The sequence below is a fragment of the Candidatus Merdisoma sp. JLR.KK011 genome (assembly GCF_036941125.1).
In the GTDB taxonomy this organism is placed as follows: Bacteria; Bacillota; Clostridia; order Lachnospirales; family Lachnospiraceae; genus Laedolimicola.
Genome location: NZ_JAYWSZ010000003.1, coordinates 1,556,831 through 1,575,325 on the forward strand (window position 1 = coordinate 1,556,831; position 18,495 = coordinate 1,575,325).

Consider the following 18,495-nt stretch of genomic DNA (forward strand, 5'->3'; position numbering starts at 1 on the left):
CTGGAGACATCCTTGAACTGTGGTAATTTTAATTCCCCCGAATTCGGGGGAATTAAATCACTTCAAGACCTTTGTAGTCTGTTCTTCCAAAATAGACATCTGATGTATTGCAATTTTATTCAGTTTTATCAAGCGTTCTTTTTGGTTCAGCCCATCTTCAATCAGCACTGCATTGATGTTTTCCATGTTTGATAGGCATATCAATTCATTTATACTTGCATAATCCCGGATATTGCCTTTTTTATCAGAATTTTTATCTCTCCATTGTTTCGCAGTCATACCATCCGTATGGCATCACATATATCACCTATATTACAGTCCAAATATTCACATATTCGTAAAAGTACTGATAGGGCTACTTCCTCATTTCGACGCATTTTTGTCATTGTCCCAGAAGCAATATTTAAATCCCTTCTTAGCGTAGCAGGAGATATATCTTTTTCAATAAGCAGTATCCATAATTTTTTATAACTTATCTTCATAATGCACATTCCTCATTTTATAAATATGATTCTCGGCTTGCTATTTACCTTTATAAATATGATTGTATATTACCAACATTAAAATGTCAACATTTTAAGCTGCGTTTGTGACAAAAATCGCAAGTTCTTGATGTTTTTATTTAATATATTTGCAATTGAGGATATGGTAAACAGCAAGCCGAGAATCCAATTTATAATCCAAGAGTCTCGTTTTGCAACTAAGATTCCCTATTTGTAACTGAAAATCCCGTTTTGTAAGTAAAATTCCCGGATTTTCATTCCTATTTCGATATGTTATAATACGTTCAGCAATAAATTTGTATACAACAGCCAGAGCTCAATTCCCTCTCAAAATTTTTGTATTCGGAGATTCCATCCCTGTTTTGCTTGGATAAGCAACCACTGAACATCCCAGTTTCTTAAGCACATCTTCTCCGTAATAAAAGCTGAACACTTCGTATGGGCTACGGTTGTTCAGCTTTTCTTGTTTGTAAGAATTGATATGGCTCATCAATAAGGCAGTTTATTTTTAACAGAACAAACATCCTCCATAAAATCCAGGCAGTGAAGTGTACACTCCGAACATAGGCTGCATTTGTAAGCAGATGGATGTGTGCAGCTCATTCCACACAATTTCTTTGCTTTACATATGGTGGGGAATTTGCATGATTATAAGGGTATCCGAGACGGCCACTTTTCTTGTCGTAGGAATACTTTTTAATTTCTTTAGCGATGGTTGTCCGTCTTTTCCGATTGCACCAAAAGAGGCATTCTCTTGAAGGCGTTGAGCAATGAGCATTCGATCTTTATAGGACAAAACTTTGACATGATGACTCCTTTCCAGTCACCAGAAATCAAAGCATAACAGAAAAGAAGCCAACTATTCAGTCAGCCCCATTTCATTTGCAAAAGAAAATCTATACCTTTCTTTTGCGCCAATAATGATTAACTTCTATACTTATCTGGAATAGCAGGTATGGAATCTTGGATTGCAATTGAGGATATTTGCAAAAAAAGCAATATAATTTCCAACAAAACGTATTTTCGACTAGTCATGTACAACTAAAGGGCAGCATATGGTGTTGAAGTTTTTCTATATCAACAATCAACTAGCACAACAAGTTAATTTACCTCCACATTCAAAATATCCCTCTTGTATCAGTAATTCCAATACAAGCGCCTCTCGTTCCACCATTACCTGAGCAAAATCATCCAGTATAGTTTCCCTGTTTACATCTATCGCAAGCTGCGGATTCAGGAATTCAAGCGTAAAGCCTTCCTCCGCTTCATACTTGTCCAAACTTTGTTGTTCTATATTCTCTTTCACGCAGCACAGGAAATAAAAATTATCCTGTATAAAGATATCCTCTTTTGTACCCTTCTGAATGCGATGAACCTGCCCATATTCGCGAATAGAATCTCTAATAACGCATAAACCTGTTTCCTCTAATACTTCTCTTATCAGAGCCTCTTCCACATATTCACCAGTTTCTATGCCTCCGCCCGGAAATTTATAATAATTATATTTCTTGCTATAAACCATTGCTATTTTTCCATCTTTAATGATGATAGCTCTTGCAGAAGGCCTGCTAAAAACGCTTCCGTCAGGAACATAATCTTTTTTATCCATTTCAAACAAAATACGCATTTTATATTCTTCTGCCTCCGTAAGTTCATTCTTCTTGATTGTACCTGCTCTGTAAAAGAGACTTTATTGAATTGTCTCCAAAAAGCTTTCAACCTCTTTGTTAAATGCAAGGTATCTCTTATTTGCAATAAAATGACTGCCTTTCACAATGGACAATTTTGCACCCGGTATATTTTCCGCAATTTCTTTTGTATGGGATTCCTTAATCATATCATTTCTTCCGCAGATTACGAGCGTGGGGGCAGTTATTCTTGACAGTTCGGTTCGTTCAATATTCGGTTCGTTCACCATTAACCCAAGCATTTCAGCGCTCTTTTTTGCACCAGACGATTTTAAAGCAAATCCTCTGGCTATTCTGTATCCCAATTCGATAGGAATTTGCGTCGTTCTTTTTACCCCTTTCGGATTCAGGTTGCCCCCGTTCAATATCAACGCCTTTACCTTGTCAGGATATTTCATTGCAAACTTCATTGCAATATTTGCCCCGTCAGAAAATCCCAAAATAACCGCATTTGAAATTTTATGACTTATCATAAAATCATATAAGTCATGGGAAAACTGCTCAATCGTAAAAGGTTTCGTGCCTCTTGGTGATTTGCCGTGGCCTCGTGTGTCTATAGCAATTACCCTATATCTGTCGCTGAAATAATCGATTTGATGTTTGAAATAAGAGCTGTCTTCTCCGTTCCCGTGCAAAAGGATGAAAGGCTCCTTATTTCCCTTTTCCTGATAATATAATGATATATTCATTTACATCTCCCCACAAATCATTTCATATATTCCTATTAGAACATTTCTATATAAAATAACCATACAAAATAAACCTTGAAAAATCAATCACGAAGTTGAAATGTTTCAAAATATGATCCGCTCAAAATGTTAAGTAATCCCAGCCTTTCATTTCGGATAAAAATATGAATTTTTAAAAATGCCTTTGACTTTCCCCTTAGGGCAAAGTGTATACTTGTAAGAAAGAAAAGGGAGGTGGTTATCCGTGCTGTCTATTGGCGAGTTTTCAAAAATATGCAAGGTGTCTGCAAAAACGCTCAGATACTACGCTGAAATCGGGCTCATTCTGCCCAGCGAAATCAACCCAGAAAACGGGTATCGGTACTATGCTATTGAACAGCTGGAAACTATGCTGCTTATTATCCGTTTGAAATCCTACAATTTCTCATTGGAGGAAATAAAGCAGACCATAGAATCGGGAGAATGGAACGAGGAAAAACTGTATGCTGCCCTAACCAAAAAACGGGAAGATATGAAAAAACAATTACATGAACAACAAAAGAGCCTGCATCAGCTGGAATGCGATATAGCAAACCTAAAAAACGGAAAGCCCATCATGTCCTATTTAGATATGATTGATGTAGAGCTTGCAGAAGTTCCAGTGATGCGTCTCCTCTCTGTCCGCAAAATGGTTCAAGCCGATATTTTTTCTGATGAATACGGTATCTGTTTTGGGAAGCTGTCAGGCCGGATAAGAAAAGAAAATTTAACCATAGCCAATCCCCCAATGGTCTTATTCCACAGCAAGGAGTTCAGCCCTTTCGGCTTAGACACCGAATTTGCCATCCCTATTAGGGAATATGTAACCGGAACAAGGGATTTCAAGGCAGGGCTATGTCTGAAAACCGTTATAAAGGGAAGTTATTCGATTTTGTCCTCTGTATATGCCAGGCAGACAAAATGGGCAGAAGAAAAAGGGTACGAATGTACCGGCGCATTGTTTGAGGTATATGTAACAGACCCCTCTCAAGTTACAACAGAGGATGAACTGATTACAGAAGTCTATTATCCCATTAGAAAGATATGAAACGGAGGTTCACCAAATACCATGAAGCAGGAGCAGACAGCAGCTTTAGAAAATAAAGTGAAAAATAAATATGGCAATATAGCCGGAATCATTGTACTTAAAGAAAATCATACTGTTTACGAACATTATTTTAATCAGTGTTCAGAAAATGACCCCATCCATATCTTTTCGGTGACAAAAAGCATCATCTCCATGTTATTCGGAATTGCCTTAGAGAAAAGCTATATCAAAAATCTCGATGAAAAGGTAATTGATTTCTTTCCGGCTTATCAAATCAAGAAAAAGGAAAAAACAATGCAGCATATCACAATCCGGAATCTGCTTACCATGACTGCCCCCTATAAGTATCGATTCAACCCTTATCCAAAATATTTTTCCAGTGAGGATTGGGTCATATCCTCCCTTGACTATTTGGGCGGAAGCGGAAAGATTGGGGATTTCAAATATGCGCCTGTCATCGGAATTGATATTTTATCCGGCATACTGATCCATGCTACAGGGAAATCCGTTTTAACATTTGCACAGGACAATCTTTTTTCTCCCTTGGGAATCTCTGTTGATAAAAGTATATCTTTTCAAAGCAAGGAAGAACAGCTCGCTTTTTACAAATCAAAAGGTGAAAATGGCTGGGTTTCCGACCCAAAGGGTACGAATACGGCCGGCTGGGGATTATCCCTTACAACTAACGACATGGCAAAATTAGGGCAGTTGTATTTGAATGAAGGATATTGGAACGGCAGACAGATTGTCTCCGGAAAATGGATTGAAGAGAGTACACAGGTACAAAGTGTTTGGAAAGCACGCCATCTAAAGTACGGGTATCTGTGGTGGGTGATAGATGAGGCAGAGCATTCGTATGCCGCTTTAGGCGACGGCGGAAATGCGATCTATGTTAATCCGAAAGGCAGAATTGTGATTGCTGTTTCTTCCCTCTTTGCTCCAAGAGTGAAAGACAGGGTAACTTTCATAAAAAGAGAGCTTGAACCCCTGTTTCAGTAAAACTGTTTATAGGATAGCCAACCCCAAAGGGGGTAAAAAACCTCCCGAACCCAAAAGATCCGGGAGGTCTGTATCTCGTCAAGGCAGCCTGCATGTATGTAAACCGTCCGAGCCGCTGCCTTAAAGAGGGGCACGCAAGCCGAGAGAATTCCCTACTTCCGTCCCTCCTCATACTCCTTAATAATCGGAGGCATCTGCGCCATCATATTATCAATATCCTCAAACATCGTGCTCTTCGTCGTCCCCAAAGCACTGGCCTGATTAATATGCTTCACCACCACCTGGTACTGCCCTTTCACCTGCACAAAGAAATCACAAAGCCTCTGAAGAGCCTCCTTCGACTGTTCAATCACTCCTGAGATCTCCGTATGCACCGTCGTGGCGCTGTCCGCCGACCGGGTAATCTCATCAAACATATCATACGTCTCATTTACCTTAAAAATGCTGGCTCCAAGGGCCTGCTGGGAAGTGGCGATGCTATTGCTGAGCTGCTCCGTCCCCTTCTCCACATCGTGAACCCCGGAGTCAACCTCCCCGGTCAGCTCCTTAATCTCATCTGCCAGCTTCTTAACCTCAACAGCCACCACAGCAAAGCCCTTCCCCTGCTGTCCGGCTCTGGCAGCCTCAATAGACGCATTGATCGCCAGAAGATTCGTCTGCTCCGCAATGGACACAATCTTATTCGTACACTGTTTAATCTTAGACACAGCCTCCTGCAGAGCCTCAAAGGTACTCTCCATCTCTCCAAAATATGTTTCCACCTGCATGGAGCTGCTCTTTAACTCCTCTACCTCATTCTGGGCCCGGGAAACAGACTTGGAGATCGTCTCCCTTACCTCCACAAACCGCTCCGACACCATCTCAATACTGGTAAAATTCTGGCCGAAATCCTGAAGCTTTTCTTCAAAATTCTCCGCCTCCTGAAGGACATTTCCAAAAGAGCCTCTAATCTTCCCAAGCTCTTCCAGGGAACTCACCTCTTTTTGCACCAGCTCTGTACGGTAATCCTTCAAAGTATCTATCACATGCAGCACAGGAGCCAGAGACTTCTCCTTTGCCGGCATTCCTTTTTCTCTCCCATTCTTCCTTCCAAACAACATAATGCTCCCCCTCTACTCAAATACGACACAGGACATAGACTGATTAATAAACCGGTTATTGTAGTGCTCTCCCAGGCCCACCAGGCCTGCATGACCGCCCAGCCTGCCCATTTCCGCCAGATACTCGTCCATATAATGATTCTGGCTGAACAGCAGATAACGGAAAAGACAATTAATAGAAAACACAGCCGAAATCCTTGGAAACTCATGTTGTATAGTACGCACCGTATTCTGTACAGTGGCCCTGAAATCGCCCAGCTGAAGAAGCACCAGGACATCCGAGTCATTTACCTGCCGGTAACAGGTCAAAGCATCCCCTACCACCTCTTTGATAGACACGATACAGATATCATTTCCATTCAGCTTGCCGAAGGGATTCTTAAAAGTCTGGTTCTGAACCTCCTCGTCTGAAATATGTAAAATATCCTGGTACACCCGTTTAGCCGGCCGCCCGTTCAAAGCGCCAATCAGATATCTGGCTTTGTCCGTCTGAGAAGCAATAAAGCGGTAGTCCTTCATCTGATGATAAATATTTTCCTTATAAGCCTTCACCTTGCCATGCAGATTCTTCACCAGGCCATAGGCAACCGAATCCTCATAAACCCGTCCGTTCGCCGACACCTTATTGGCATCCCCCGTGCCTCCCACAAGAGAAATCCCCCTATTCTTCAGCACAGAATAAATCGTCGTCAGCGCACAGGCATCATTCCCCGCACAAAAATCAATACAAATCGTATTCTCCTGGGAGCCATTCACCGCTTTTACATCCTGCATCAGCCGTTCGATATACTTCACCGGCATCACAGAAACCTCTTCCAGAACATTCACCGCAGCCTGGACCCCATCCAAAAAAGCAATCACCCCGACACCCTTCTCCACAACACGCGTGTCATAGCACATCCCCACACAGCCGATACTGGGAACCCCTGGATAAAGCTTCTCAAGCTCCGCCACATGAGAATCAAACTGATCCTTATTCGAAAACAGCATAAGAAACTGCGGATTACTAAGCCCCCGAACCGCTTCCTTCAAATCACCAAACTCACTCTTACCATAAAACTGCCTCATGCCAAAATGCTCCTCTCTCAATCCGAGTACCTTCCATATCTAAACCCAAAATCCAATCAAATCCAAACAGCCCCCATACCCTTCCAAAAAAAGCCACAAAGACCAAATACATTATATGGTACACCCCCTCCCCCCGTCAACAAAAATTTTCACCCCGCCAAAAAACTCCTCCCCAAAACGCCTCCCCATCCCCCCACCTTTTCCAACACACATCCACACCTCTCCCCTGCCACCCCCAACCCGCAGGGTCGCGGCAAAATAAGCCAGTCTGCGTTTCCAATATCTAGTGTCCGGCTGTTCACGCACACGCAGTCTGAGCTGGGCGGACATTGGCCTAAAAAACCTCCCGAACCAAAAGATTCGAGAGGTCAATGTCCGTCCAGAGCAGACTGCGTGTACGTGAACCGTCCGAACCGTTGTGATAAGGAGGGACCCGCAAGGCGGGAGGATTCCTTATTGCTGGGGATATGGAAACGCAGGCTGGCTTATTTTGCCGTCGACCCGTCCGCCTCCAACACATAAATCCGCGACTCAAAATCCGTAGAATGAGCCTCCTCCGACACCTGCCCTGCCGTATCATCCGTAGTAATTAATCCTGCATACATCAGCTCATCTCCATAATGGATAAGACCGCTGTTACGATTCCGATACGCATACTCCGGACAAAGCCCCTCCAGCCGAAGACGCATATACCGCCCATTCACATCGTTCAAAATACGATACCATCCAACTATAGCCGTCTTTTTATCCTCACTTACCGCCATCCAGGCCGCTTCATTTCCCTCAAAGGGACTGTTAAGCCGGTAAAACGTCCCAAACTGCAGAATATGACGGTATTTCTTCATAAAAGCAATCTGATCCTTAACCTCCCTCGTCTCCTCCTTGGAAAGCTTATTCAAATCCAGCTCATATCCAAAGGTTCCGAAGCAGGCCACATTGGCCCTGGTATGAAGGGGCGTGTTCCGGTAAACCTGATGGTTCGGCGTAACCGACACATGAGCCCCCATACTGCTGACAGGATAGCACATGGATGCACCGTACTGGATTTTCAGACGCTCCACGGCATCGCTGTCGTCGCTCAGCCACCCCTGAGGCGCATAATAAAGCATTCCCGGATCAAAGCGTCCGCCGCCGCTTGCGCAGGATTCAAAAAGCACATGGGGAAACTCCGAGGTCAGCCGCTCATAGAGGGCATACACCCCAAGAATATACCGGTGATAAACCTCCCCCTGGCGGTCAGCCGGCCACCCCTTGGAAAAGCACTCCGTAATGCTCCGGTTCATATCCCATTTGATATAAGAAAGCTTTGCCTCCTTAAGAATCTTCGCCATCTGCTCATAGACAGCCTCAACCACTTCCTGCCTGGAAAAATCAAGTACACACTGATGGCGTCCCTGGGATTGGCTTCGTCCCGGCGCCGCCAGAATCCAGTCCGGATGCTGCCGGTAAAAATCCGAATCCTTATTCACCATCTCCGGCTCAAACCAGAGGCCGAATTTCAGCCCGAGCTCCTCCATCCGCTCCGCAAGGCCGGTGATTCCATTCGGCAGACGCTCAAGATTGGCCTGCCAGTCCCCCAGTCCTGCGTGGTCGCTGCTGCGCCTGCCAAACCACCCGTCGTCCAGGACAAAAAGCTCCACACCGCACTCCTTTGCCTTGGCTGCAAGCTCCAGAAGCCGTTCCTCTGTAAAGTCAAAGTAGGTAGCCTCCCAGTTGTTGTTCAGAATGGGCCGCGTCCTATCTCTCCAGTATCCCCTGGCAAGCCGTCTCTGGTAAAGCTTATGGAAGGTCTGGCTCATATGGTTCATTCCCTTATCCGTATAGACCAGAACCGCTTCCGGTGTCTGGAAGCTCTCCCCGGCTTCCAGCTTCCAGGTAAAGGTCTCCGGATCTATCCCTGCCATTATGCGCAGGGTATCATGGGCATCTACCTCTGCCTGGATGCGGAAATTACCGCTGTAGATTAGGGAAAGCCCGATGACCTCCCCCTGACGCTCATCTGCATGGGGGCGCCTAAGCACCAGGAAGGGATTGTGCTCGTGGGAGGAATTGCCCCTCATGCTTCCCACTGCCTGGATTCCCGGCTCCAGCCTCCGGCTGTGGATATGGCACTCCCTGGCCCAGCAGCCGGAAAGCTGCTGCCATACGTAGTCCCGATCCGGCAGATCCAGGGAAAGGCTCATGGCACGGGTAAGGCGCACCGTCTCACCGCCCTCATTTCGAAAGCCCACGCTTCTTGTAAGAACGCCTCCTTCTGCAAATATCGTATAGAAAAGCTCCACCCTGACCCCTGTCAAGGGATCCTTGAGGGTAATTGTCAGGGTCTCAGCCTCCCCTTCATTTTCCGTGTAGGTGGCCGGAAGTCCCGGAAGCTTCGGCTTTCCTCCCTCTATCCGGCAGCTCTGATAGCGAAAGTCTGAGAGCCTGCTTCCGTTCTCCTGGCAGACCTCCACTGCCGGCTGGCGGAAATCCGTGGTGCCGAATACCGGATACTCCTGCCGGATATGCTCCAGGGAAAAGGTATCATCGTCCTCAAAAACTCTGGCCGTCATAGGCCGCGGACTTGTCTCCAGAAAATATGAAAAATCCTCCCTGTCCCGAATCCGCTTTCCATAGTAAAGCTGTCCAAGGTGGCTGTTTTTCAAAATAACCATCACATAGCTTATGGTATCATTATAAAGATGAAAGGTTCTGCTGCTTTCGTGGTATACAATTCCCATTTGATTCTCCTTTTTCCGCCGGAACTGCCCGGCCTGTGTTTTGTGATTTTCATTGTCCTATTGTATCAGCACTTTTTCGAAGCCGTTAGATGTTTTTGTTTCAAAAAACAGTCAAAATGTTTCCTGGTACAACAATCTCGAAAACAAGCGGCGCCTACCTCAGCACCGCCTGCACCAAGACCATATAGCAGATCGTCCCTCCCGCTATGGAAACGAGCATCTGCCGTTTCCATAGATGAAGCCCCGCAACAACCGCAATACTAAGAAACTCCGGCACCCCATGGCTGCCTGCAAACAAGCTCACATTTTTAAGGCAATAAATCACCAGAAGCCCAAACACAGCCGGCGGAAGCGCCTTCCCAAGATAGCGGATATAGCTGGGCACAGGCTTTCCCGCCGGGAAAATCAAGAATGGCAGAAACCGGGTCAGCACAGTCCCCAGAACCACCATTCCAATCGTAATCATCTGTTCTGTAAATGTCATAATCACATATTCCAATTCTATCGTAATTTTTCCGGCTCAGCAGCCCTGAGACTTGGCATGCCTCAATCCCCGGCCTCTCTTCGTCTCTCAAGGGGCTTCCTAAGAAAGGTCAGCACACCGAGAATCACCGCCATCGCCGGAATCAAAAAGCGGTCGGCCCCAAAAGCAATCAGGCACAGAAGCGTAACCCCAAGCCCCACAAGGGAGCTTGCATGCTCCTTCTCCTTCATCCACTGTTCCATAAAAATCACCACAAACATAGCCATCATTACAAAATCCAGCCCCTTTGTATCAAACTGGATGAGAGAGCCAAAAATTCCGCCCAAAGAAGCGCCGAAAAACCAGTAAAAATGATTGAGCAGGGTGACAAAAAACATAAACCACCCTTTATGGATTCCCTGGGGGATCTCCGCCGTATAATTAATAGAAAAGCTCTCGTCGCACATACCGAAAATCAAATAAAAATCCTTCCACCCATTTCCCCGATACTTCTCAAGCATGGAAAGCCCGTAAAACAAATGCCGGGCATTGATCATCAGCGTCATGGCCAGCGCCTGGAGCGGATTGAACGCCCCAAGCAGCAGATTCACGGCCACAAACTCCACGGATCCTGCAAAAATAGTCAGACTCATCAGCATCGGATACCAAAAGGGAAAGCCCGAAACATTCATATAAATCCCATACGTCATTCCCAGAAACCAGAACCCGGCAAAAATGGGAATCGTATGAGGAAACGCCGCTTTAAAGGCCTTTCTGCATATTCCTTTCTCCGACATCCCAAAGCCTCCTACATAGAAATCCATCCAAGCACGCTTGCAATAGAGCTCAATAAAATCACCGCTATGCAGACAGGCGCCAGAAACCGCATAAAGAGGCAGTACATTCCCTTGCGCCGAAAACGTGAGGACTGCTCCACTTCTTTCGCAATCCGGTCAAGGCCCGCCACCCGGGTAACCAAAAAGCAGGTTGCCAGCGCCGCCACCGGCATCAGCAGAGAATTGGTCAGAAAGTCAAAGAAGTCCAGAATCGACATTCCCAGAATCTTCACAAAATCCAGGACGCCGAATCCAAGGGCCGAGGCAGAACCAAAGGCCAGTATAATCCCCCCCATCAAAAGGGTCGCCTTGTGACGGTTCCATCCCAACTGATCCTCAAAGGTAGACACGCCGGATTCCGCCAGGGAAATGGCGCTGGTAAGAGCCGCAAGAAGCACCAGCAGGAAGAACATCACACCCGCCCCGGTTCCAAAGCCCATGCTGGCAAATACCTTGGGAATGGTGATAAACATCAGGGACGGGCCTGCCTGCAGCGTTTCCGGTTCACCGCCGGAAAAAGCAAAGACTGCCGGAATAATCATCAGACCGGCCAGCATGGCAATGGCCGTATCAAAAATCTCCACCTGGTTTGTGGACTTTTCAATATCCACATCTTCCTTAATATAGGAACCATAGGTATAGAGAATTCCCATAGCAATCGACAGGGAATAGAACATCTGTCCCATGGCAGCTACCACCGTCATCCAGGAAAAATCTTCAAACTTGGGAACCAGAAAATACTTAACCCCCTCAAAGGCGCCGGGCCGCGTCATAGAATAGCCTGCCACAAAAACAGCCAGAATCACAAGCACCGGCATCATGACTTTTGAAACACGCTCCACGCCCTGCTTCACACCGGCAAAAAGAACTGCAAGAACCACCAGGCTGAAAAGCAGAAACCACAGCTCCGCCGAAAAGCCCTCTCCGATAAAACCGGTAAAATAATCGCCGTCCGCCAAAGCCGCCGTATTTCCCTTCAGATACTCAAAGAGATATTTTGTCACCCATCCGCCGATCACACTGTAATAGGGCACAATCAGCATGGGGATTACTGCATTGATCCATCCTCCCAGCCGGAAAGCTATTCCTTTTCCAAAGGCTCCAAAGGCCCCCACCGGGCTTTTCTTTGTCATACGCCCAAGAGCCGTCTCTGATACAATCAAGGCATAGCCAAAGGTCATCATCAAAATGAGATACACCAGAAGAAAAATGCCTCCTCCGTATTTTGCCGCCAGATAGGGAAAACGCCAGATATTTCCCAGACCTACAGCCGATCCGGCAACTGCCAGAACATAGCCCATTTTGCCCGAAAAGCTGCTCCTGGCTCTTCCCACATGGAGCAGCGCTCCCGTATTTTCACCTTCCCTCATTCTCGTCCTCCTTGTATTTCCTTACATTCATCCTTACCTTTTTATCCTTCTGTCAAAAAGATAACGCTATGTCTCTCTATTGTATCGGAACCCGAGTGGGAACGCAAGCCTTTTAGCAGGTAAAATTTAACAATGATTTTCCCAATACTCTAAATAATATCTATTGCTTTCTCCATTCTCGAAAATAGCTCATGCCAAGGCAGGCCGCCGCCAATATCAAAATAATGATATCTTTCAGGTAATTGAAGGACTGCTCTTCTGCCGTTCTTACCAAAAATGCGTCTATAATACGATTAATTCCATATTCTTCCGCAACCAAGAGAAAGCATATCATGGAAAGGGCAAAATACTTTTTTCCGCCTCCCACACGGATGAGAATACTGTAGACGCCCCACAGTCCCAAAAGAGCCGCAGCTCCAATCCACATTCCCATAGTACGCAGAAGCGTAACCTTCAAAAGAAAGCTCAATACCGCCAGATAGGGAAAGAGCAGCAGACTTAAAGCCAGCAGGCCTTTGAAGATGCGCTTCTGCCCAGCCTTGAACAAGGGCGCAAGGATTCCCCAGGCCGCCCCAAGGGACACAAGTACCAAAAGAGACCAGGAAAGCTCCCTCGAAACCGCATAGTTACAGATAAGGCATACGACAGCCCCCAAGAGAAAGCTTGCGGAAATTCCTGCAAACAAGAGCTCCCACAGCCTTTTCACCCTTTGTTCGGCTGATTTGTGAGAATACTTCAGCGCCTCATTTACCATGGCCTCTGTCCGTTCTTCCGCTTTCTCTCCGCCAAGAAGCTCTCCTGTTGATACGCCCAAGACCTCCGCCAAAGGAATCAGCAGGCTGATATCCGGACTGCTGACCGCCCGTTCCCACTTGGAAACGGCTTTGTCTGTCACTCCCAGCTGTTCCGCCAGCTCCTTTTGCGTTAAATTCCTGGCTTTTCTCATTTCTAATATGAATTTAGCCATCTTTTCCTGTTCATGCAATTCACGTTCCATCGATTTATCCTTTCCTTCTGCGCTGTAAAATAGTGTTACTCTCGGTGAACAAAGTTTTTTCCGTGAATAACCTTTTCGCTCCTTCAGTATAAAGGACGTCTCCGGGAAGAACAACCGATTTACAGTTTAGAAGCACGATTCTACCGTTAGTTTACCAAAGAAATCAACTTATTCACCAGCTTCTCGCTTCTTGGCAGGAAGAATCCCGCCACCGGCCCTACCAGGCAGGCGCACACAAGGGTGCCGATCCCAAAGGCCCCTCCCAGCAAAAAGCCCGCAGCCACAAAACAGACATCCACAATCACACGGACAATGCTGAACTTAAAAGAACTCTTATCGCTAATCACAAGGGCCACCAGATCGTTGGGCCCGGTTCCGGCATCTGATTTAATCACAATTGTCATGCCAAAAGCAAGAATCACGCAGCCGGCTGCCAGAATGGGAAGCTTAAACCACAAAGGCCGCTCCGCCGCAAAAAGAAATCCCAGAAAATATGTAAAAAAGTCAATAATCGGCCCGCCGCAGACCATGCAGAGTAAAGTCCCGATTTTAATATAGCTCCTGTCTACAAACAAAAGCACCACAATAATCAAAAAACATATGGCAATGTGCGTATAGCCATGAGTCAGAGCCTCCCAGCCCACCGCTTCACGGGCCGTTCGGAAAATCCCCTGCACCAGTACGTTAAAAGGGTCTGCCCCCAGATCCGCAAGCAGGAACAAGGTCACGCCCAGATGAGCAATCGTAAGCCCTGCCAGTAAAATAAGCACTCTTAAAAGCGTCTCTTTCATAGTCCTTTTCATAAGATGTACATTCCTCCACATTCTCTCTATTTCATTCAAAACCATTCCCATTATCTGCTCTTCACCCATTTCTCCATAGCAGAGGCCATCAGTGCAATCTGGAAGGTCATGGCATCCTCGAATACCCGGATATCAAGCCCTGTGGCCTTCTGAAGCTTTTCCAAGCGGTAGACCAGCGTATTCCGATGCAAATGAAGCTGCCGGGCCGTCTCCGACATGTTCAGCCCGTTTTCAAAAAACCTGTGGATCGTTCCCAGGGTTTCTTCATCCAGAAGCTCCTCCGTCTCCTCTCCCAGCACCTCCCGGACAAACTGCCCGCACAGCTCAAGGGGCAGATGATAAATAAGGCGGCCGATGCCGAGCCTTTCATAAGACATCACCACACGCTCCCCATAGAAGATACGGCCCACCTCCAGGGCAATTCCGGCCTCCCCACAGGACTTCACCACTTCCTCCAGGCGTTCCGCCTCCGTTCCGTAGGCAACCCTCACCTGGGTCATAGCCTCCGCATTTACCATATCCACCAGTGTTCGGGCAATGCGCTCCGGCTCTTTTCGCTCCCCCGTCATCTCCTTTACCAGGACAATGGTTTTTTCGTCAACCGTTGTGATAAAATCGCCGGACACATGGCCAAATAAATTGCGCACCGTTTCTAAGGCAGCTTTGTCCTGCTCATATTTTGTCTCAATAAGAAAAACCCTCCGCTTTGCCTCCTGCCGGATGTGAAGCTTTCTGGCCCATCTGCAGATATAGGAGGGCTGAAGATTGTCTATCAGAAGCTTCTGGATAAATGCATTTCTGTCATAGCGATCCTCGTAGGCCGAAATCAGGCTTCCCAGCTGGCTTGCAGCCAGTCTGCCGATCACATCCACATCCTGTCCATAGCCTCTTACTGCCAGAATGTATTCCGTCTGTCCCTTTACCGCCACCTTGAAAAAATGCCAGCCCAAAACAGTCTGGTTCTCCGCCGGGGACAAGGCAAAGCTCTCCACCAGCTCTTTCCCGGGAAGCTCCCCAGGCTCTATGGTAGAGGCTGCCGGCCGCCCCTCCGGCTCAAATACGCACACATCCAGCCGGGCAATGTCGCGCACCTCATCAATCACGGCCTGTATCTTCTGTTCTGAAATCATCTCTGTTCCGCTCCTGTCTGAATGCAGCTCCTATACATTCCCTTTTCTCTATTTAAAATAACACAAAGCCGGATATCTGTGCAAGCACAGATATCCGGCTTTGTGTTCCTTCTCCTAATTGGTTATGATTCTTTCCGTATCCTTATCAAAGACATGAATCTTCTCCGTGTCAAAGGCAAACCGTACCTTAGAGCCTACTTTGGCCGTAGTCGAAGCGGCTACCCGGGCAATCACATTGGTTTTTTGAATCTCACAGTAGAGATAGACCTCTGCGCCCAGAAGCTCATAAACGGTCACCTCCGACTGGATTACATTTTCCGTCTCTTCGGCTTTGGCTTCATGGACGTCCTCGGGACGTATCCCCATAATTACCTGTTTTCCCTTGTAACCGCCCGAAAGCAGCGCCTTGCCCTTTTCGCCTGGAAGACTGATGGAATCATTTCCTATCTTTAAGACGGCACTGCCGTTCTGCTCCTCACAGACTGCCTCAAAGAAATTCATCTGGGGAGAGCCGATAAAGCTTGCCACAAACCGGTTGCAGGGCTTATTGTACAGGTTCTGGGGCGTATCTACCTGCTGAACGATGCCGTCCCTCATTACGACAATTCTGGTTCCCAGGGTCATTGCCTCCGTTTGGTCATGGGTTACATAAATAATCGTAGCGCCCAGACGCTCGTGAAGCTTGGCAATCTCGGTACGCATCTGTACACGAAGCTTGGCATCCAGGTTGGAAAGGGGCTCATCCATCAGAAATACTTTGGGATTACGCACGATGGCGCGGCCCATGGCCACACGCTGACGCTGTCCGCCGGAGAGCTGCTTAGGCTTTCTGTCCAGAAGCTTTTCCAGATCGAGAATCTTGGCTGCCTCTCTCACCTGGCTCTCAATCTCAGCCTTGGGAACTTTGCGGAGCTTTAAGCTGAAGGCCATATTGTCAAATACATTCATATGGGGATACAGGGCGTAGTTCTGGAACACCATGGCAATATCACGATCCTTTGGCTCCACATCGTTTACAAGCCGGTCTCCAATCTTCAATTCCCCGGAGGAGATATCCTCTAAGCCTGCGATCATGCGCAGAGTTGTGGACTTTCCGCATCCGGAGGGGCCTACGAAGATGATAAACTCCTTGTCCTCAATCTCCAGATTGAAATCTTTTACTGCCTCAAAACCGTTGGAATATACCTTACATATGTGCTTTAAGGATAAGCCTGCCATTTTTCTTCCTCCATGCCTTCTGTTTTTTCGCTTTATTCTCCATGCCGGCCTCTGGCTCTGGCATGGAATCGTCTTTAAAGAAAGTATAACGGAGGAGCCGGGGTTGTGGTATGGGCGGATGTCCCAAAGTTTTTGGGGATCTTTTGGGGGGAATGCTGTTGTGGGGAAAACGGTAACTGTATTTTCGGCAGAATGGCGAAAATACTTTTATTTTTTCGGCGGATTGCCGCTCTAATATCAGGATGCAAACATCCTCGATTACTCCCAGATATACAGTAGATTCATAAACCACAATTGTACCCGGCTGTAATTTACACCCTACTAGTACACACCTTTAAGTACAATACATGCATGTATATTATATACGTATCCATATAAGAACGCTCCCGGTTAAGCAGATTACTTAAATCGAGAGCGTTTTATTTTTTACAATGAAATTTCTCTTTTCTGCACAGCAGAAAACTAAGTTTATTCCTTTTCCCAATAAAGTATCACTTTATCCCGGGCTTCCTTTTTTTCCAGAGAAAATACATCCTCCAGGGCATACTCGGCATCTGCCGCAGTCTTTCCCTCGTCCCTGATTCTGCGGATTAATTTTACAATTCCACTTTCCAATTTTGTATCTTTGTTCTGAAGCTGTCTGCTTAATTGAATCTTATCCTGCAGAAGCTGATCTTTGTCATCCTGCAGCTCCTTTATAATTTCCCGATTTAGCTTAATTGCCGGTTCCATAGCTTCAAACACCTCCCCAAGCAGCTCCGGTTCCTCCGCCAACAGATGTTCACATGCTTTATATAAAAATTCTCCTATATCATTTTGTGCATGCTCTGTCAACGCTCCCTTTTCTCTCTCACGATTTAATATCATGATACATTCTGCCAGGAATTCTGTCAAATCCTCTTTCAGCCTTTTTCTGCTCTTTCCTTTCCCGTTCTTTATGCGTTTCATAAAACGGATCGGCAGAAAGGGAATCAGAATATTTAAATGCTTTTCCGCTATCTTTTCCAGAGAATAGCTCTGCACTTTCATTATGGGCACCTGGTATAAATGACTGGAACCATCTTGAAAATGAAGCATACATTCCTCATAATCCGACATATTTTTTGAATGACTCAAATAAAGGACTACGGATTTTGGAAAGGAGAGCTGGTTCTTGTTCGCCCCATGTACAAGGGCAACATGAGTATCATACTCCAGCATTCTAAGTGCCATGGTTTTGTCCGCTTTCATCTGGCATTCTAAATGGTACAGATCCGTTCCAATCCGAAGCAGTAAATCCGCACGAATGGAATGCAGCAGCTTCTCCCCTTTTTTGTGAATGCGGCTTACGGTATATTCTGTGGAAAGCAGCTGAATCCTTGTATTCTGTCGGTACTTTTTGTGAAAATTTTCTTCTATCAGCGGCAGGGTCAGCCATGGATAGAGCTCCACCTCTCTCTTTAGTATCTCATCCCAAAGGAAGTACTGCCTCCGAATCTCCGGGGTCAATTCCCTAAGTACTTCCTCCGGAAGTTGATCGGAAAACATGCTCTCTTCCTCTAAAAGCTTCTCTTCTGTTTGTTTTTCCTCCTGGGTTCTATTCTTACCCACATACCCTCCTTTTCCGGATTCACAAATAGAAATAGCTGCAAGATGCATTGCCTGCAAAACAGATGGTATTTCATATGTATGATCCTGCTATTATGATTTGAATGAAAACTATGGCGACCGGCCATAAACGGTTGAATCAAAACGTATCTGAAGATTCAGAATTATCAGATATATTGCAGTATCATCATAATAGCAGAATCATAAATTATTTTCAAGAATTTCCGGAAATGTTTTGTAAAAAATTCACATAAAGAT

At 46.1% G+C, this 18,495-nt stretch carries 16 protein-coding genes and 3 pseudogenes; 2 read left to right on the forward strand and 17 right to left on the reverse strand.

What is annotated here, in order from left to right:
* Window positions 1–57: 57 nt before the first annotated feature.
* From VV089_RS08435 to VV089_RS08450, 6 genes and pseudogenes are all read right to left on the reverse strand, one after another.
* Window positions 58–282, reverse strand: a pseudogene (locus VV089_RS08435) (KilA-N domain-containing protein); the annotation flags it as partial.
* Entirely contained in the window at window positions 276–482 is a 207-nt protein-coding gene (locus VV089_RS08440; protein ID WP_334335589.1) for a helix-turn-helix domain-containing protein, read from the reverse strand. The gene VV089_RS08440 and the pseudogene VV089_RS08435, both read right to left, overlap by 7 nt.
* 337 nt (window positions 483–819) lie before the next feature.
* Window positions 820–1,002, reverse strand: a pseudogene (locus VV089_RS25220) (hypothetical protein); the annotation flags it as partial.
* Window positions 996–1,281: pseudogene (locus VV089_RS25225) on the reverse strand (IS30 family transposase); the annotation flags it as partial. The pseudogenes VV089_RS25220 and VV089_RS25225, both read right to left, overlap by 7 nt.
* A 306-nt stretch (window positions 1,282–1,587) precedes the next feature.
* Entirely contained in the window at window positions 1,588–2,130 is a 543-nt protein-coding gene (locus tag VV089_RS08445; RefSeq protein WP_334335590.1) for an NUDIX domain-containing protein, read from the reverse strand.
* Between the two features lie 63 nt (window positions 2,131–2,193).
* Complete coding sequence (locus VV089_RS08450; protein WP_334335591.1) at window positions 2,194–2,880, reverse strand: alpha/beta fold hydrolase; 687 nt, start codon at window positions 2,878–2,880, stop codon at window positions 2,194–2,196.
* A gap of 244 nt (window positions 2,881–3,124) precedes the next feature.
* Here VV089_RS08450 and VV089_RS08455 point away from each other — a divergent pair, with 244 nt between their 5' ends.
* Window positions 3,125–3,946: a MerR family transcriptional regulator gene (locus tag VV089_RS08455; RefSeq protein ID WP_334335592.1), complete on the forward strand. Its 822-nt coding sequence runs from the start codon at window positions 3,125–3,127 to the stop codon at window positions 3,944–3,946.
* Window positions 3,947–3,967: 21 nt separating this feature from the next.
* Window positions 3,968–4,945, forward strand: a complete 978-nt coding sequence (locus VV089_RS08460) for a serine hydrolase domain-containing protein (protein ID WP_172542441.1) — start codon at window positions 3,968–3,970, stop codon at window positions 4,943–4,945.
* A 152-nt stretch (window positions 4,946–5,097) separates the two neighbouring features.
* Here the strand turns inward: VV089_RS08460 and VV089_RS08465 are convergent, their stop codons facing one another.
* From VV089_RS08465 to VV089_RS08515, 11 genes are all read right to left on the reverse strand, one after another.
* Window positions 5,098–6,045 carry a methyl-accepting chemotaxis protein gene (locus VV089_RS08465; RefSeq protein ID WP_172542440.1) on the reverse strand — a complete coding sequence of 316 codons (948 nt, stop codon included), beginning with the start codon at window positions 6,043–6,045 and terminating at the stop codon, window positions 5,098–5,100.
* 12 nt (window positions 6,046–6,057) lie between these two features.
* The gene (locus tag VV089_RS08470; protein WP_172542439.1) at window positions 6,058–7,113 is read right to left on the reverse strand and encodes an FIST N-terminal domain-containing protein; all 1,056 of its coding nucleotides are present in this window, start codon (window positions 7,111–7,113) and stop codon (window positions 6,058–6,060) included.
* A 485-nt stretch (window positions 7,114–7,598) separates the two neighbouring features.
* Window positions 7,599–9,833, reverse strand: a complete 2,235-nt coding sequence (locus VV089_RS08475; protein ID WP_334335593.1) for an alpha-galactosidase — start codon at window positions 9,831–9,833, stop codon at window positions 7,599–7,601.
* A gap of 154 nt (window positions 9,834–9,987) precedes the next feature.
* Window positions 9,988–10,317: a branched-chain amino acid transporter permease gene (locus tag VV089_RS08480; RefSeq protein WP_334335594.1), complete on the reverse strand. Its 330-nt coding sequence runs from the start codon at window positions 10,315–10,317 to the stop codon at window positions 9,988–9,990.
* A gap of 62 nt (window positions 10,318–10,379) precedes the next feature.
* On the reverse strand, window positions 10,380–11,093 hold the full coding sequence (gene azlC / locus VV089_RS08485; RefSeq protein ID WP_334335595.1) for an azaleucine resistance protein AzlC: 714 nt from the start codon (window positions 11,091–11,093) through the stop codon (window positions 10,380–10,382).
* 11 nt (window positions 11,094–11,104) lie between these two features.
* Window positions 11,105–12,502: a sodium-dependent transporter gene (locus VV089_RS08490; RefSeq protein ID WP_334335596.1), complete on the reverse strand. Its 1,398-nt coding sequence runs from the start codon at window positions 12,500–12,502 to the stop codon at window positions 11,105–11,107.
* 160 nt (window positions 12,503–12,662) lie between these two features.
* The gene (locus VV089_RS08495; RefSeq protein ID WP_334335597.1) at window positions 12,663–13,499 is read right to left on the reverse strand and encodes a helix-turn-helix domain-containing protein; all 837 of its coding nucleotides are present in this window, start codon (window positions 13,497–13,499) and stop codon (window positions 12,663–12,665) included.
* 146 nt (window positions 13,500–13,645) lie between these two features.
* On the reverse strand, window positions 13,646–14,302 hold the full coding sequence (locus tag VV089_RS08500; protein ID WP_334335598.1) for a YczE/YyaS/YitT family protein: 657 nt from the start codon (window positions 14,300–14,302) through the stop codon (window positions 13,646–13,648).
* A gap of 50 nt (window positions 14,303–14,352) precedes the next feature.
* Entirely contained in the window at window positions 14,353–15,432 is a 1,080-nt protein-coding gene (locus VV089_RS08505; RefSeq protein ID WP_334335599.1) for a PucR family transcriptional regulator, read from the reverse strand.
* A gap of 114 nt (window positions 15,433–15,546) precedes the next feature.
* The gene (locus VV089_RS08510) at window positions 15,547–16,650 is read right to left on the reverse strand and encodes an ABC transporter ATP-binding protein (protein ID WP_334335600.1); all 1,104 of its coding nucleotides are present in this window, start codon (window positions 16,648–16,650) and stop codon (window positions 15,547–15,549) included.
* 468 nt (window positions 16,651–17,118) lie between these two features.
* Window positions 17,119–18,240 (reverse strand): hypothetical protein, encoded by a 1,122-nt coding sequence (locus tag VV089_RS08515; RefSeq protein ID WP_334335601.1) that lies wholly within the window; start codon window positions 18,238–18,240, stop codon window positions 17,119–17,121.
* Window positions 18,241–18,495 lie beyond the last annotated feature (255 nt).